Consider the following 14417-nt stretch of genomic DNA (forward strand, 5'->3'; position numbering starts at 1 on the left):
GAGGTCAACAGCCGTCATACCGAGAGGGGCACCGTGCCGGCACCCGAGCGCACGACGACGCACGAGGTGGTCCGCGCCGGCCGCGACCTGCTGGAGGCCCACGGTCCGGCGGGGGTGACCATGGCCGCCGTGGCGGCGCGGGTGGGCGTGCGTCCGCCGTCCCTGTACAAGCGCGTGCGCAACCGCGACGACCTGCTGCGGCTGGTCACCGAGGCGGCCGTCGGCGACCTCGCGGACCAGCTCGCGGCGGTCGCGCGGTCCGGGGACCCGCGCCACGACCTGCGCCGGATCGCCCGTGCGCTGCGCGCCTTCGCCCACGCGTCCCCCGTGGCGTACGGCCTGGTCTTCACGCCGGGCCCGGCGGCCACCCGGCCCGATCCCGCCCTGCTCGCCCGGGCGAGCGAACCGGTGCTGCGGGCCACCGCCGAGCTCGCCGGGCCGGACGACGCCCTGGTGGCCGCACGGACCGTGACCGCCTGGGCGCACGGCTTCCTCAGCATGGAGCTGAGCGGCGCCTTCACCCTGGGCGGGGAAGTCGACCAGGCCTTCGACCACGGCCTGACCCGGGTGGTCGACGCCCTCGTCGCCCGCTGACGGCCACGCCCCCGCCGTCCCGCCACGAGCGCCCGGCGTCAGCCCTCGATGAACGCCCGCACGGCGTCGGCGACGAGCTGGACCGCGATCGCGGCCAGCAGCAGGCCGGCGATCCGGCTCACCAGGATCACGCCGCTGTCCTTGAGCACGCGGTGGATGACGTTGGCGAACCGCATCGACAGGTACAGGCACACGTGGACGGCCACGACGCCGAGCCCGATCGAGATCCAGTCAGACCACGACTCCTCGGAGCCGGCGACGAAGACCATCGTCGCGACGATCGCGCCCGGACCGGCCAGCAGCGGCGTGCCCAGCGGCACCAGGGCCACGTTGACGCCCGTGTTGCCCGACGGCGCCGGGTCCTCCATCTTGCCGGTGAGCAGCTCCATGGCCACGACGAGCAGCAGCAGTCCTCCCGACGCCTGCAGCGCCGGCAGCGAGATGTGCATGTAGTCGAGCAGCTGCTGGCCGAACAGGGCGAACGCGACGATCACGCCGAACGCGACCAGGATCGCCTGCCGCGCGGCCCGCGTGCGCTGCCGGGCGGTCATCGACCCGGTGAGGCCGAGGAAGATCGGCACCGTCCCGGGCGGGTCCATGATGACGAACAGCGTGATGAAGACCTCGCTGAACAGTCGCCCGTCCCAGACGGCGCTCACGGCCGCACCACGTCCCCCCTCACGGACGGACCACCGCGGTCGTCCCCTGCTCCGCGATGCGGTCCAGCACGTCGGGTGCGGTGCTGCGCTCCCCCAGCCCGTTCGGCTTGCCGTCCCCGTGGTAGTCGCTGGACCCGGTGACCAGCAGGCCCAGCCGGTCGGCGAGGGCGGTCAGGCGCGCCACCTGCTGGGGGCTGTGGTCGCGGTGGTGGACCTCCAGGCCGGCCAGCCCCGCGGCGACGAGCTGCTCGACGGCGGCGTCGGGCACCACCCGGCCGCGGACGTCGGCGCCGGGGTGGGCGAAGACCGGCACCCCACCGGCGACCCGGATCGCCGCGACGGCGTCGACGGCGTCCGGGGCGTAGTGGGGGACGTAGTAGCGCGACGACGGCACGAGCAGCGTCGCGAAGGCGGCGCTGCGGTCCGTGACGACGCCGCGGGCGACCAGCGCATCGGCGATGTGCGGGCGCCCGACGGTGGCGTCGGCGCCGGTCTGCGCCATGACCTCGTCCCAGGTGAGCCCGTAGTCCTCCTCGAGCAGAGCGACCATGGTGCGGGCCCGGACCAGCCGCGCCTGGCGCGTGCGCTCCATCTCGGCGAGCAGCGCCGGGTGATCCGGGTCCTGCAGGTAGCTGAGCAGGTGGACGCTGATGCCGTCCCACCGGGCGGAGATCTCGCTGCCGAGCACGACGGTGACGCCCGACGCGTGCGCCTCGGCGGTCGCCTCGTCCCACCCCGCGGTGGTGTCGTGGTCGGTGAGCGCGACCACGTCCAGCCCGGCCGCGGCCGCGGCCCGCACCACACCCGCCGGTGCGTCGGTGCCGTCCGACGCGGTGGAGTGGGCATGGAGGTCGATCAGCACGGAGCCCAGGGTAGGGGCTGCCCGACGCGCCTCTGACGCGCCCCCGGTCCCGCACGTCGCCTCCGCGCCGGTGCCGAGCCGGTGCTGAGCGCCCGTGTCGGACGCCGGTGCGACGATGGGCTCATGAGCGAGCAGATCAGCCCCGAGGCCGCGACCGACGCCCAGCCGCTGGAGTCCCGCGGCGACAACCGCTCCCAGCGGCCCAGCTCGGCGGCGTTCAAGGCCTTCATCACCTCCGGCTGGGCCGAGCGCGCTGCCGCCGCGACCGGTCCCGGCGCCGCCGCGCCCTTCACCGCGCAGCGCCGCGCGCGGCTGTCGGCCGCGTTCCCCGACGCTCGCCTGGTCGTCCCGGCCGGCGGCTTCAAGGTGCGCAGCAACGACACCGACTTCCGGTTCCGTCCGCACTCGGCCTTCGCCCACCTGACCGGGCTGGGCACCGAGCAGGAGCCCGACGCCGTCCTGGTGCTGCACCCCGCCGACGACGGCTCCGCGGACGAGGGCTCGGCCCACCGCGCCGTCCTCTACATGCGTCCGCTCGCGGGCCGGGACACCGAGGAGTTCTACTCCGACTCCCGGTACGGGGAGTTCTGGGTCGGGGCGCGCCCGACGCTCGAGGACCTCGCCGCCCTCACCGGGATCACGACCGCCCACCTCGACACGCTGCGCGACGACCTCGCCAAGGACGTGGGAGCCGACGGCGTGCGCCTGCTCGTGGTGCCGGGGGCCGACGACTCCGTCGAGGCCGTCGTCGAGGAGATCCGCGCCACCGAGGACGCCGGGCAGGACGACGCCCGACTCGCCGAGGCGCTGTCCGAGCTGCGCCTGGTCAAGGACGCCCACGAGGTCGAGCAGATGCGGGTCGCGGTCGACTCCACGATCGCCGGGTTCGCCAAGATCGTGCGGGACCTGCCGGTCGCCGTCGAGCACCCGCGCGGCGAGCGGGTCATCGAGGGCACCTTCGGCGCGCACGCCCGGCTCGAGGGCAACACGGTCGGCTACGAGACGATCGCGGCCGCCGGCGAGCACGCGACCACGCTGCACTGGACCCAGAACGACGGCGCCGTCCGGCCGGGCGACCTCGTGCTGGTCGACGCCGGCGTCGAGGCCGACTCGCTCTACACCGCCGACGTCACGCGCACCCTGCCCGTCGACGGCACGTTCACCGACGTGCAGCGCCGGGTCTACACCGCCGTGCTCGACGCCGCCGACGCCGCCTTCGCCGTCGCCGTGCCGGGGGCGCGGTTCCGCGACGTGCACGCCGCGGCCATGGAGGTCATCGCGGCCCGGCTCGCGGAGTGGGGCCTGCTGCCGGGCACGGCCGAGGAGTCGCTCGACCCCGAGGGCCAGTGGCACCGGCGGTGGATGGTGCACGGCACGAGTCATCACCTGGGTCTGGACGTGCACGACTGCGCCCAGGCCCGGCGCGAGATGTACCTCGACGCCCTGCTCGAGCCGGGCATGGTGTTCACCATCGAGCCGGGGCTGTACTTCAAGTCCGACGACCTCGCCGTGCCCGAGGAGTACCGCGGCATCGGTGTGCGCATCGAGGACGACGTGCTGGTGACCGCCGACGGCAACGAGAACCTGTCGGCCGCCCTGCCGCGGCGGCCGGACGACGTGGAGCGGTGGATGGCGACGATCCTCCAGGACTGACCGCCGGCCGGCGGTCCGAGCCGTGCGGGGGGCGGCGTCCGGGTCGGCGACGTGCCGGGCCCAGCGGTGGCGGCGGGATCACCGACCGAGCACGCTGCGCAGGTGCCCCAGCCGACCACCACGCCGGACGGACGGTACCTCGTCGTGCGGGGACGCCTGTGGCGGTGCGCCGACCCGGACCTGGACCCCGAGGTCCGTGACCGGCTCGTCCACGAGCTCATGGCGGCACGCCGCGCGAAGGGGGACGCGATGCGCGCCCGCGACGCCGAGGCGCGTGAGCTGGCCCGTGCGCGGGTGGACGCGGCGAAGGTCGCCCTGGGCGAGCGCGGCCCCGTGTGGTGGGACGACGGCGCTCCCGACCTCACCGGGCACCTGGCTCGCACCGGACCGTACGCCGACTGGTTCGCCGGACTCCCACCCGGAGCCTGACCCGGGACAGCGGACCGGCACCGGGTCGGCCCGGCGCCCGGTCGCGACGCGGTCAGCGGGCTGCCGGTCATGTCGGGCCGGGCGTCACCGCGTGAAGTAGCCCGAGACGTCCACCACGAGGTCGATGTCGGCGCTCGCGCTGTACACCCCGACCCGGCCACCCCGCCCCAGTCGCGCGACCGTGGCGTTCGCCTCGTCCCGCCGGGCGACGAGGTTCAGCGTGGACACCAAGGGCAGCGTCGCCGGGTCCGTGACCGGGAACGTCCGGATGTGCGTCCCGGCCCGGTGACCGGTTCCCGTCACGGTGAGGACGGCAGCCCGGGCGGTCCCCGGCACACCGGCGAGGCCACCCACCGCGACCTCGGCCGAGCGCCCGCTCCTCAGTGCTCCCGCAAGACCCTGGCCGCGTCGGGAGTCGACGATGCGGGCCGGCTCCACGGGGACGAAGCCCAGCTCGCCGGTCGCGGTGTACCAGCCGGCCAGGTCGACGACCAGGTGCGCGGCGGCACTGTGCGTGTACAGGCGGATGCGTCCGCCGTCACCGACGCGGACCACCACCATGTTGGCCTGATCCCGCCCCGGCATCAGGTTCAGGTTGGACACCATCGGCGGTGCCTGGTCGGCGTACGCGGCCGGGGTCGGGTAGACCCGCACGTGCGTGCGGGCGGCCACCTCGGTGGCGGTGACGTTCAGTGCGACGGCGGACGCGTCCACCGGCACCCCGCCACGACCGGCGACCTGCAGCTCCACCCACCGCCCAGCCGTCACCGGCAGCGCCGGCACGCCCCCGGTGCCGTCGCGGGTGTCCATCAGCCGGACGGGCGAGGTGGCGGTGAACGCGGTCGCCGCCGACGGGGAGAAGTAGCCCGCGAGGTCCACCACCAGGTCCGCCGAGGCTCCCTCGGTGAGGACGTCCACGGACAGGTCGACACCCAGCCCGACCGTCACCGCTGCCGGTTGGTCCACCCCCGGTACGACGTTGATGTTCGAGACCTCGGGCGGGACGCCGCCGTCCGTCGTGGGGTACACGCGCACGTTCCCGACCGCATCGGCGGCGACCGCTGTGACGTTGAGGACGACCGCCGTCGCGTCCTGCGGCAGCACGCCGCCGAACCAGAGCTGGATGGGCTGGTCCGGGTCGATGCGGCCGACCTCGTCACGGCTGTCGAACACCCGTACCGGCTCGAGCGGGGTGAACCGGTCACCGCCCGCTGCGACGGTGAACCACGACCGGGTCGCCTCGGTCTGCACCGTGCCGTCGTGCGCCCGCAGGCCCTCCGTGCGCACCGTGTACGTCCGTCCGGGCACCAGGTCGGCGGTCGGCACCATGCGGACGACGCCATCGGCCGAGACGGTGCGCTGGACCGCGACGGGCGCTCGGGTGGCGGCATCCACGAGACGGACCGTCTGGGCGGTCACCGACGCGCGCTCGACGTCTCGCCCCAGCGTGACGGCGACGGTCGGCCGGACCGCGGCGCCGGCGCTGGTCGGGGCCGGGGAGACGCCGGTCACCCAGGGCGTCATCCCCCGCAGCTGCCGGCCCTGGTGAGCGACCTGCACCGCGCCCGAACGGTCCGTCAGGGCCAGCTCGGGCAGTCCGTCCCCATCGAGGTCGGCGGGCACGGCCGGCCCGCCGAGCGGCTCGTCCGGCAACGCGATCCGGAAGGTGTCGGTGAGGAACGTGCCGTCCGGCTGCTGCAGGCTCACGGCGGTGACGAACGCGGGAGAGCTCACCACGTCGGTGCGTCCGTCGGCGTCCATGTCGACCAGCGCGAGCCGATGGCTCTCAGGCGCCAGGGTCGTGACGGTCTGCGGCCCGGACCATCCGGTCGGCGTCCACCGGCTCACCACGACGCGGCCGTCGACGAGGGATGCGACGACGTCGTCCCGGCCGTCGCCGGTCAGGTCGCCGGCCTGCACCGCGGACGAACCCATCAGCCAGTCGATGGCCGGTCCGACGACGAAGGACCCGTCGCGCTGCCGGTACAGCACCGTGCTGGCCGGCCCCCCGTACACCAGGTCCAGCATCCCGTCGCGATCGACGTCCGCCGCAGCAGGCGTGATCGTCAGCCCGGCTGCCGGGACGGACGTCGGCGTCATGCCGCCCGACCCGTCGTTGAGCACCACCAGAGCACCGACGGAGTCGACGCCGGCGAGGTCCTGGTCTCCGTCGTCGTCGAGGTCCACGGCGACCAGGCTCCGCGGTGACCAGTCGTCGCGCTGGGCCAGCCGTCGCGCGGCGGGATCGGTCCCGCTCAGGTCGACGGTCCACAGCTCGGTCCCGGTCGCCACGACGACCTCGGTGACGCCGTCCCCGTCCAGGTCCGCGCTGGTCAGCGACGGCGTCCCGCCGCTCACGGCACCCACCGTGACGGTCGCGAAGGTGCCGAAGGTCCCGTCGCCCCGGCCCGGCATGTACCCGACGGCCGGCATCCCACGGGAACCACCCTGGGGCAGCCTCTCCCAGGCGATGGTCCCGGCGACGACGTCGTCGACCCCGTCGCCGGTGACGTCCGCCACCCCGAGCCCGCCCCACGCGAATCCGCCCCGTGACGCGACCGGCTCTCGATCGAACCGCAGCGCGGTGACGGGCTGCTCGTCCAGGCGTCTGAGCTCCACCTCGTAGCCCCCCAGGACGCGAGGGAAGTCGGCACGCACCCGCAGGTACAGGGGCCCGGGGCCCTCCACCTGGGACCACAGCGGCATCGGCGACCAGCCCGTCGTGGCCAGATGGGCGCCGTCGGCGGCGTAGACGTCGATCACCCCGGTGCCCCGGGCGACGAACCGCTCACCGGGCGCCGCATCCACCACGTACCAGTCGACGTCTCCCTCGGTGTCGAACGTGCCCCGCATCTGCGGGCTGTCGCCGCTCGTCCGGTCGATCCGGCGAGCGCCGGCCATGACGTCGTCCTGCCCGCCGTCGACGGCCGAGCGGTCGAGCGCCGGCGCCACGGCGGCGGGCACCGGGTCGTCCAGCGTCACCGCGGCCGCCGCGTCGACGACGCCGTCGCCGTAGTACGGGTCGGCGCCGGGCGTCCCGGCGTCGCGTGCGGTCAGCGCCAGGCGGGCGTCCACCTGCGCGGGCGTGAGGCCCGGCTCGTGGGCCCGCACGAGGGCGACCACCCCGGCCACCCGGGCAGAGGCGAGCGCATCGGCCGACATCGTGGACACGGCAGCGCCTGCGGTGGGGACCGGGACGTCGTCCCCCGGGGCCGCCACCGTGACCCAGTCGCCCCAGCTCTGGAACCCGCTGCGCGTCTCGTCCTCGTCCGACCGCGACACCGCGACCAGACCGGGCAGCTCCGTCGCCCACGCCGCCGGGTAGCACGGCGATCCGTCGCGCGCGTCGCCGGCCGGGGCGACCACGACGGCACCGGACGCGATGGCCGCGGCCACGGCGGAGCGCAGCGCGGTCGACGCCTCCGGGACGGAGTGGGACACGTGGATGACGGCCGCACCGCGCGCTGCCGCGGCCCGCACCCCCTCGGCGACCACCTCGCTCGACGCGGGTGCATCCGGCCCGGCGTCCGTGACCTTGACCGGCAGGACGGTCGCCTCGTACGCGACGCCCGTCGTGCCGGCTCCGTCGAGGCGGGCGGCGATCACCCCGGCGACCGCCGTGCCGAAGCCGGTGGTGTCATCCGGGACGGCGTCCCTCCCGACCAGGTCCACGCCCGGTGCGAGCGCACCGGCGAGCTCCGGGTGGGTCGCGTCGACCCCGCTGTCCACGACCGCCACGGTGACTCCGCCGCCCGCGGTCACCTGCCACGCCCGAGGCACCCGCAGGACGAGGTCGTCCACCGGCGACCACTCGGGGTCCGGGGTCGGCACGACCCGCGCCGGGGCCGGGGCGGTCGCGCCCGCGCCCGCGCCGGGCACGAGCAGGGTCGACGTGAGCACAGCCGTCAGGACGGCAGCAGCGAGGTGTCGCACGGCAGAGGGCTCCAGGGGTCCGGGAGGACGCAGCCGTCCCCACGGGCACACCATCGAGCCCGGGGGCCCCGTCGCGCGGCGTCCAGCAGGGTGAAAAGAAGCCCGTGCCCCGTGCCCCGTGAGCGCGGTGGCGGCGCGTCGCGCTCCGTCAGGTGCGCGGGTCCCGCGGCGGGGCGTACGGGCTCTCGCCCGTCGGCGGCTGCTGGGCCGGCGGCTGCTGAGCCGGCGGCGGGGGGACGGTCGGCGAACCCGAGGGCTGCGCCGGGTGCCCCTGCGGGTGGGCCGACGTCGGGTCCGACGGCCGCGCCCCTGGGCCGGACGCCGGCGGCGTCGGCCACCCCGACGTCGTGCCTCCGATCTCCTGCAGCAGCGCCCGGGCCTTGTGCGCCTGCTCGGCCGCGCACAGCACCGAGTACGTGCTCGCCACGATCTGGCTCTGGGACGTGAAGTCGCGCTTGCCCCCCGTGAAGGAGTAGGTGACCACGGAGAACAGCATCCCGAAGGCACCACCGATGAGGATGGCGGCGATCAGCGGGAACGTCTGCCCCTCGGGCGAGCTGAACAGCAGCAGCAGGAAGCCCACGAAGAGCCCGAACCAGGCACCCGACGCCAGACCGGCCAGCGCCACCCGCGGGTAGGACAGCCGCCCGGTGACCCGCTCGACCATCCGCAGGTCGCCGCCGACGATGGTGACGAGCTGGACCGGGAACTGCTTGTCGGCCAGGTGGTCGACGGCCCGCTGGGCCTCGAGGTAGGTGCCGTAGGCGGCGACCTGCTCGCCCTGCGGCAGGGTGGGCGTGCGCGGGACGCGGGCCGGGTTCGCGAAGGACATGCCCCGATCCTCCCCCACCGCGCGACGGGTGGCCACGTCGGTGCCCGGCCGGGCCGGAGCGGGGACCACCGGCGCCCTGGCCGGGCCCGGCCCGACGCACGCCCACTAGGCTGGCGGCCGTGAGCAGCGCAGGGACCAGGGTCTTCGTCGCGCGCCTCGCCGGGACCATCGTCTTCGACCCCCTCGGTGACCAGGTCGGCCGCGTGCGCGACGTCGTCGTGCTGCTCCGGCCCAAGGGTCTGCCGCGTGCCGTCGGGCTCGTCGTGGAGGTCCCGGGTCGGCGCCGGGTGTTCCTGCCGCTGACCCGCGTGACGAGCATGGACTCGGGCCAGGTCATCTCGACCGGCCTGGTCAACATGCGGCGCTTCGAGCAGCGGGCGATGGAGACCCTGGCGGTCGGCGAGCTGCTGGACCGGTCGGTCGAGCTCACCGACGGCTCGGGCAGCGCCACCGTCGAGGACCTCGCCATCGAGCGGCAGCGCAACGGCGACTGGCTCGTCACCCAGCTGTTCCTGCGCCGCCATGTGCGGGCCAAGGGCGGGCTGCTGCGCCGGCGCGGCGAGACCCTGCTGGTCCCGGTGACCGGCGTGACCGGGCTCGCCCGGTCCCACGCCGGCCAGGGCGCCGCGCTGCTGCTGGCCGCCTACGAGGACCTCAAGCCCGCCGACCTCGCCGAGGTGCTGCACGGCCTGGGCGCACCGCGACGGCTCGAGGTCGCGACCGCGCTGACCAACGACCGCCTCGCCGACGTCCTGGAGGAGCTGCCCGAGGACGACCGGGTCACGATCCTGTCCGGGCTCACCCAGGGCCGGGCGGCCGACGTGCTCGAGGCGATGGAGCCCGACGACGCCGCCGACCTGCTCGGCGAGCTGCCGCAGGAGCAGGCCACCGAGCTGCTCGGGCTGATGGAGCCCGGCGAGGCGCGCGACGTGCGCCGGCTGCTCGCCTACGAGGAGAACACCGCCGGTGGCCTGATGACCACCGAGCCCGTGGTGCTGCCGCCCGAGACGCCGATCGCCGCCGCGCTCGCGCACGTGCGCCGGCAGGACCTGACCCCGGCGCTCGCGTCGATGGTCTTCGTCGCGCGCCCGCCGGCCGAGACCCCGACCGGGCGCTTCCTCGGCGTCGTGCACCTGCAGCGCATGCTGCGCGAACCCCCGCACGAGCCGATCGGCACGCTGGTCGACTCCGGCATCGACGGGGTCACCGCCGACGCCCCGCTGCTGCAGATCACCCGGCTGCTGGCGACCTACGACCTGCTCGCGGTCCCCGTGCTGGACGCCGAGCGGCGCCTGCTCGGCGTGGTCAGCGTCGACGACGTCCTGGACCACCTGCTGCCCGAGGACTGGCGCGAGTCCCACGACGACGCGACCGACGGCATCGTCCACCTCGGCGGGACGGGGGCCGGTCGTGCCTGAGCGCCTCGACACCCCCAAGGTCACCCGACGGGCCTGGGTGCCGCGCTTCAAGGCCGACCCCGACGCCGTCGGGCGCATCGCGGAGGCGTTCGCCCGGTTCATGGGCACCGGCCGGTTCCTGCTCTACATGACCGCGTTCGTCGTGGTCTGGGTGGCGATCAACGCCATCGGGCTGTGGGGCCTGCGCTGGGACCCGTACCCCTTCATCCTGCTCAACCTGTTCTTCTCCACCCAGGCCTCCTACGCGGCCCCGCTGATCCTGCTCGCGCAGAACCGGCAGGACGACCGCGACCGGGTCGCCCTGGAGCAGGACCGCCAGCGCGCGGAGCGGAACCTCGCCGACACCGAGTTCCTCGCCCGGGAGATGGCCGCGCTGCGGATCGGCCTGAGCGAGGTCGCCACGCGCGACTTCGTCCGGTCCGAGCTGCGGAACCTGCTCGAGGAGCTCACCGCCGACCGTGAGGACGAGGACCGCGAGGAGCGCGAAGCCACCGTGGTGCGCGACCCGCGGCACGACGGTCGGCACCCGGGTCGTCCCGGCCGCCGGGAGCCGGTCAGCCGGCGCGAGTGAGCAGCGCGGACGGGAACGGGCTCCGGCGCCGCCCCGGACGGCCCCGTCGGACGCCGCCCGTACGATGGCCGCATGCCGACGCCCGTCGATCCCACCGCCCTGGTCGACGCCGTCCGCGCCGAGCTGGCCTCGGTGCAGGACCCCGAGATCCGCCGTCCGATCACCGAGCTCGGCATGGTCCGGTCGGTCGACCTCGGCCCCGACGGCTCGGGCGGCACCCTGGTCACCGTCGGCCTCGACCTGACCACCCCGGGCTGCCCGCTCAAGGACACCCTCACCCGGGACGTGACTGCCGCGGCCCTGCGCGTGCCCGGGGTGACGTCGGTGCACGTCGCGATGGGCGTGATGAGTGCCGAGCAGCGGACCGCGCTGCGCTCGATGCTCCGCGGCGGCTCACCGGAGCCGGTGATCCCGTTCGCCCAGCCCCACTCCCTGACCCGGGTCCTGGCGATCGCGTCCGGCAAGGGTGGCGTGGGCAAGTCGTCCGTGACCGCGAACCTCGCCGTGGCGATGGCCGCCGACGGGCTGCGGGTGGGGGTGCTGGACGCCGACGTCTACGGGTTCTCCATCCCGCGGATGCTCGGGGTGTCCCGTCCCCCGACCCGGGTCGACGACATGCTGCTGCCGCCCGTCGCGCACGACGTGAAGGTCGTCTCGATCGGCATGTTCGTGCCGGCCGGCCAGCCCGTCGTCTGGCGCGGTCCCATGCTGCACCGCGCCCTGCAGCAGTTCCTCGCCGACGTGTTCTGGGGCGACCTGGACGTGCTGCTGCTGGACCTGCCCCCGGGGACCGGCGACATCGCGATCTCGGTCGCCCAGCTGCTCCCCCGCTCGGAACTCGTCGTGGTGACGACCCCGCAGGTCGCGGCCGCCGAGGTCGCCGAGCGCGCCGGGTCGGTCGCGCTGCAGACCCGCCAGCGGGTCGCGGGGGTGGTGGAGAACATGTCCTGGCTCGAGCAGCCGGACGGGTCGCGGCTGGAGGTCTTCGGCGCCGGCGGCGGTGCGACGGTCGCGGCCAACCTCGCCCGCGCCACCGGCGGTGACGTCCCGCTGCTGGGTCAGGTCCCGCTCGACGTCGGCCTGCGCGCCGCCGGGGACGCCGGGACTCCGGTGGTCCTGGCCGACCCGGACGCCCCCGCCGCGGTGGTGCTGCGCGACGTCGCCCGCACGCTGGCGGGCCGGTCGCGCGGGCTCGCGGGGCGCCCGCTCGGCCTGTCGCCGGTGGGGCGGTAGCCCGCACCCCCGTCGCCGCCCGCCCCGCACCGGCGGCGCGACGGGGTCGACCGCCGCCGGACCTCAGCCCACGCGACCCAGGGCGATGGCCGCGTACATCAGCGCCGCCACGCTCTCGCCGTCCGTGATCGTCCCGTCGGCGACGAGCTCGAGCACGCGTGCCCACGGGAGCCGACGGACCGCGGTGATGCCCTCCTCGGCCTGCGCACCGTGGGCGTCCGTCGCCGCGGGCGCGGGCCGCAGACCACGTGCCAGGAACACGTGCTCCGGCGCCCGGCACACGCCGTTCAGCGCGGACATGCTCCCGACCGCCTGCCACCGGTCCGCGACCAGCCCCGTCTCCTCGCGCAGCTCCCGCTGGGCGGCGACCAGCAGGTCCTCGCCGTCGGAGCCGCCCGCGGGCACCTCGAGCGAGGCACCGGTCGTGTACCGGTCGACCTCGACCAGGACGACCTCGCCGTCGTCGGACAGTGCGACGACGAACACGGCGGGCTGGCGCAGCTCCACCACGCCGTAGATCCCCGCCGACCCGTCGGGTCGGTCGACGGCGTCCTCGCGCACCAGGATCCAGGGGTTCTCGTAGACGACGGTCGACGCGCGGGTGGTCCACAGGCTCATCCGGCCACCCTCCCAGAGCGGCGCGTGAGCCACGGACGAGGAGGTACCCGCGCGGGTCGGCGCTCCCTATCATCGCCGGCATGAGGCGACGTGCATTCGTCCTGCTGAACCGCACCGTCAACGCCGTCGTGCGACGTGTCCGACCACGCCGCTTCCGCGGGGCGCGTCTGCTGTACCTGACGACCACCGGTCGCACGACCGGCACGGCACGGACCACGCCGCTCGCGTACCTGCCCGACGGCGACCGGTGGATCGTGGTGGCGTCCAACGGCGGTGCGGACTGGGAGCCGGGCTGGTGGCTGAACCTGCGTGCGGGCACCTCGGCGACCATCGAGGTGGACGGCGTCCGTGCTCCCGTGGTGGGGACGGAGGTCACCGGCCCCGAGCGCGACGTCCTGTGGCGCCGCCTGAACGACGAGGTGCTCGACTACGCCGCCTATCAGGCGAAGGTCAGCCGCCGGATCGCCGTCGTCGCCCTGACGGCGACCGCGGACCGGTGACCGGTGACCGCGGACCGGTGACCGGCCGGCAGCGGGCGGCGCGGCCGCGTCTCAGCGCGAGCCTGCGGCGCTGACCTCGAGCAACGTGCGCCACGGGTCCTCGAAGCGCAACGTCCGGCCGTCGTCACGTGGGGTGACCCCGTGGGCACGCAGGCGGGCGCCGAGAGCGGCGAGGTCGTCCCGGGACGGCACGGTCAGGGAGACCTGACCGAGGCCGAGCGTCGCGGCGCGCGCGCCGGCACCCCGGCTCTGCCAGGTGTTCATCGCCATGTGGTGGTGGTACCCGCCGGCCGAGACGAAGAGCGCCGAGCCCAGGTCGGCGGTGACCTCGAAGCCGAGGGCGTCGGCGTAGAACCTGCGGGCGGTGGCGATGTCGCCGACCTTGAGGTGGACGTGCCCGACCTCCGCGGTCCGGGCGCTGTCCGGCGCGGAGTGCTCGCGGACGAAGGCTGTGGCGTCGAGGGGCAGCGAGTCCATGACGACACCGCCCGCGGCCGTCCAGGTCCAGGTCTCGCGCGGGCGGTCCCGGTACAGCTCGATCCCGTTGCCCTCCGGGTCGGTGAAGTAGAACGCCTCGGAGACGAGGTGGTCCGCCGACCCGACGTACCGGGACCGCGGGTGCTGCGCGGCCCGCAGCAGGACCGCGGCGAGCGCCGCGCGGTCGGGGAACAGCAGCGCGGTGTGGAAGAGCCCGGCCTCCCCGCGGCGCTGCCCAGGCAGCCCCGGCGTGTGGACGAGCACGACGAGCGGTGTGGACGCCCGGCCCAGGACCACGACCTGCGGTGCGCGCCCGCCGGTATGACGCGTCGCCGCGTCGAGGGCCGTGGTCGTGGCGGCGCCGTCGAGCCGTTCGAGGCCCAGGGCATCGCGGTAGTAGTCCGTCATGCCGGCGAGGTCGGCGACGTGCAGCGTGACGGCGTCCATGCCCGTCGTGGCAGGCAGCAGCGCATCGGGGTCGCGCCGGTCAGCGCCGGCGGTGGTGCCGGGTGCGCCGGTGGCGCCGATCCGGGGCGGCGCCGGCGCGCCGGTCCCCTCGCGCGCGAGCTGAGCCATGTCCGTGCCTGCTTCCCGACGGTCGTCGCGACGGCTGTCGCGTCGTCGGACAGGCTCCGACA

Annotated in this window: 13 protein-coding genes; 7 read left to right on the top strand and 6 right to left on the bottom strand. The window is 75.3% G+C overall.

Annotated features, from left to right (window positions below):
• The first annotated feature begins 33 nt into the window (after window positions 1–33).
• On the top strand, window positions 34–594 hold the full coding sequence (locus tag Q0840_RS02810) for a TetR/AcrR family transcriptional regulator (RefSeq protein ID WP_298456032.1): 561 nt from the start codon (window positions 34–36) through the stop codon (window positions 592–594).
• Window positions 595–632: 38 nt separating this feature from the next.
• On the opposite strand, the gene Q0840_RS02815 is transcribed toward Q0840_RS02810, so the two are convergent.
• Together Q0840_RS02815 and Q0840_RS02820 are read right to left on the bottom strand one after the other, a co-directional pair.
• Window positions 633–1253 carry a MarC family protein gene (locus Q0840_RS02815; RefSeq protein ID WP_298456034.1) on the bottom strand — a complete coding sequence of 207 codons (621 nt, stop codon included), beginning with the start codon at window positions 1251–1253 and terminating at the stop codon, window positions 633–635.
• 19 nt (window positions 1254–1272) lie between these two features.
• Window positions 1273–2115: a PHP domain-containing protein gene (locus Q0840_RS02820; RefSeq protein ID WP_298456037.1), complete on the bottom strand. Its 843-nt coding sequence runs from the start codon at window positions 2113–2115 to the stop codon at window positions 1273–1275.
• A 123-nt stretch (window positions 2116–2238) separates the two neighbouring features.
• Between Q0840_RS02820 and Q0840_RS02825 the strand changes: the two genes are divergently transcribed.
• Both Q0840_RS02825 and Q0840_RS02830 read left to right on the top strand, forming a co-directional pair.
• Window positions 2239–3768 (top strand): aminopeptidase P family protein, encoded by a 1530-nt coding sequence (locus tag Q0840_RS02825; RefSeq protein ID WP_298456039.1) that lies wholly within the window; start codon window positions 2239–2241, stop codon window positions 3766–3768.
• Window positions 3769–3870: 102 nt separating this feature from the next.
• Window positions 3871–4197 carry a biopolymer transporter Tol gene (locus Q0840_RS02830; protein ID WP_298456041.1) on the top strand — a complete coding sequence of 109 codons (327 nt, stop codon included), beginning with the start codon at window positions 3871–3873 and terminating at the stop codon, window positions 4195–4197.
• A gap of 84 nt (window positions 4198–4281) precedes the next feature.
• On the opposite strand, the gene Q0840_RS02835 is transcribed toward Q0840_RS02830, so the two are convergent.
• Window positions 4282–8097: an FG-GAP-like repeat-containing protein gene (locus Q0840_RS02835; RefSeq protein WP_298456043.1), complete on the bottom strand. Its 3816-nt coding sequence runs from the start codon at window positions 8095–8097 to the stop codon at window positions 4282–4284.
• A gap of 181 nt (window positions 8098–8278) precedes the next feature.
• Complete coding sequence (locus Q0840_RS02840; RefSeq protein ID WP_298456045.1) at window positions 8279–8962, bottom strand: general stress protein; 684 nt, start codon at window positions 8960–8962, stop codon at window positions 8279–8281.
• 119 nt (window positions 8963–9081) lie between these two features.
• Between Q0840_RS02840 and Q0840_RS02845 the strand changes: the two genes are divergently transcribed.
• The 3 genes from Q0840_RS02845 to Q0840_RS02855 all read left to right on the top strand — a co-directional run bounded on the left by Q0840_RS02845 (window position 9082) and on the right by Q0840_RS02855 (window position 12184).
• Window positions 9082–10380 carry a magnesium transporter MgtE N-terminal domain-containing protein gene (locus tag Q0840_RS02845; protein ID WP_298456047.1) on the top strand — a complete coding sequence of 433 codons (1299 nt, stop codon included), beginning with the start codon at window positions 9082–9084 and terminating at the stop codon, window positions 10378–10380.
• Window positions 10373–10951: a DUF1003 domain-containing protein gene (locus Q0840_RS02850; protein WP_298456049.1), complete on the top strand. Its 579-nt coding sequence runs from the start codon at window positions 10373–10375 to the stop codon at window positions 10949–10951. Before Q0840_RS02845 ends, Q0840_RS02850 begins: the two co-directional genes overlap by 8 nt.
• A 72-nt stretch (window positions 10952–11023) precedes the next feature.
• The gene (locus tag Q0840_RS02855; RefSeq protein ID WP_298456052.1) at window positions 11024–12184 is read left to right on the top strand and encodes a P-loop NTPase; all 1161 of its coding nucleotides are present in this window, start codon (window positions 11024–11026) and stop codon (window positions 12182–12184) included.
• Window positions 12185–12247: 63 nt separating this feature from the next.
• Here the strand turns inward: Q0840_RS02855 and Q0840_RS02860 are convergent, their stop codons facing one another.
• Window positions 12248–12802: an NUDIX hydrolase gene (locus Q0840_RS02860; RefSeq protein ID WP_298456054.1), complete on the bottom strand. Its 555-nt coding sequence runs from the start codon at window positions 12800–12802 to the stop codon at window positions 12248–12250.
• Window positions 12803–12882: 80 nt separating this feature from the next.
• Here Q0840_RS02860 and Q0840_RS02865 point away from each other — a divergent pair, with 80 nt between their 5' ends.
• Window positions 12883–13302 carry a nitroreductase/quinone reductase family protein gene (locus Q0840_RS02865; RefSeq protein ID WP_298456057.1) on the top strand — a complete coding sequence of 140 codons (420 nt, stop codon included), beginning with the start codon at window positions 12883–12885 and terminating at the stop codon, window positions 13300–13302.
• Window positions 13303–13353: 51 nt separating this feature from the next.
• Here Q0840_RS02865 and Q0840_RS02870 read toward each other — a convergent pair whose 3' ends face one another.
• Window positions 13354–14355: a VOC family protein gene (locus Q0840_RS02870; protein WP_367183061.1), complete on the bottom strand. Its 1002-nt coding sequence runs from the start codon at window positions 14353–14355 to the stop codon at window positions 13354–13356.
• Window positions 14356–14417 lie beyond the last annotated feature (62 nt).

The organism is uncultured Cellulomonas sp., from assembly GCF_947494015.1.
In the GTDB taxonomy this organism is placed as follows: domain Bacteria; phylum Actinomycetota; class Actinomycetes; order Actinomycetales; family Cellulomonadaceae; genus Pengzhenrongella.

Coding starts and splice junctions, on each gene's coding strand:
- Q0840_RS02860 (WP_298456054.1), bottom strand. CDS start 12,802: ATGAGCCTGTGGACCACCCGCGCGTCGACCGTCGTCTACGAGAACCCC.
- Q0840_RS02825 (WP_298456039.1), top strand. CDS start 2,239: ATGAGCGAGCAGATCAGCCCCGAGGCCGCGACCGACGCCCAGCCGCTG.
- Q0840_RS02870 (WP_367183061.1), bottom strand. CDS start 14,355: ATGGCTCAGCTCGCGCGCGAGGGGACCGGCGCGCCGGCGCCGCCCCGG.
- Q0840_RS02855 (WP_298456052.1), top strand. CDS start 11,024: ATGCCGACGCCCGTCGATCCCACCGCCCTGGTCGACGCCGTCCGCGCC.
- Q0840_RS02840 (WP_298456045.1), bottom strand. CDS start 8,962: ATGTCCTTCGCGAACCCGGCCCGCGTCCCGCGCACGCCCACCCTGCCG.
- Q0840_RS02865 (WP_298456057.1), top strand. CDS start 12,883: ATGAGGCGACGTGCATTCGTCCTGCTGAACCGCACCGTCAACGCCGTC.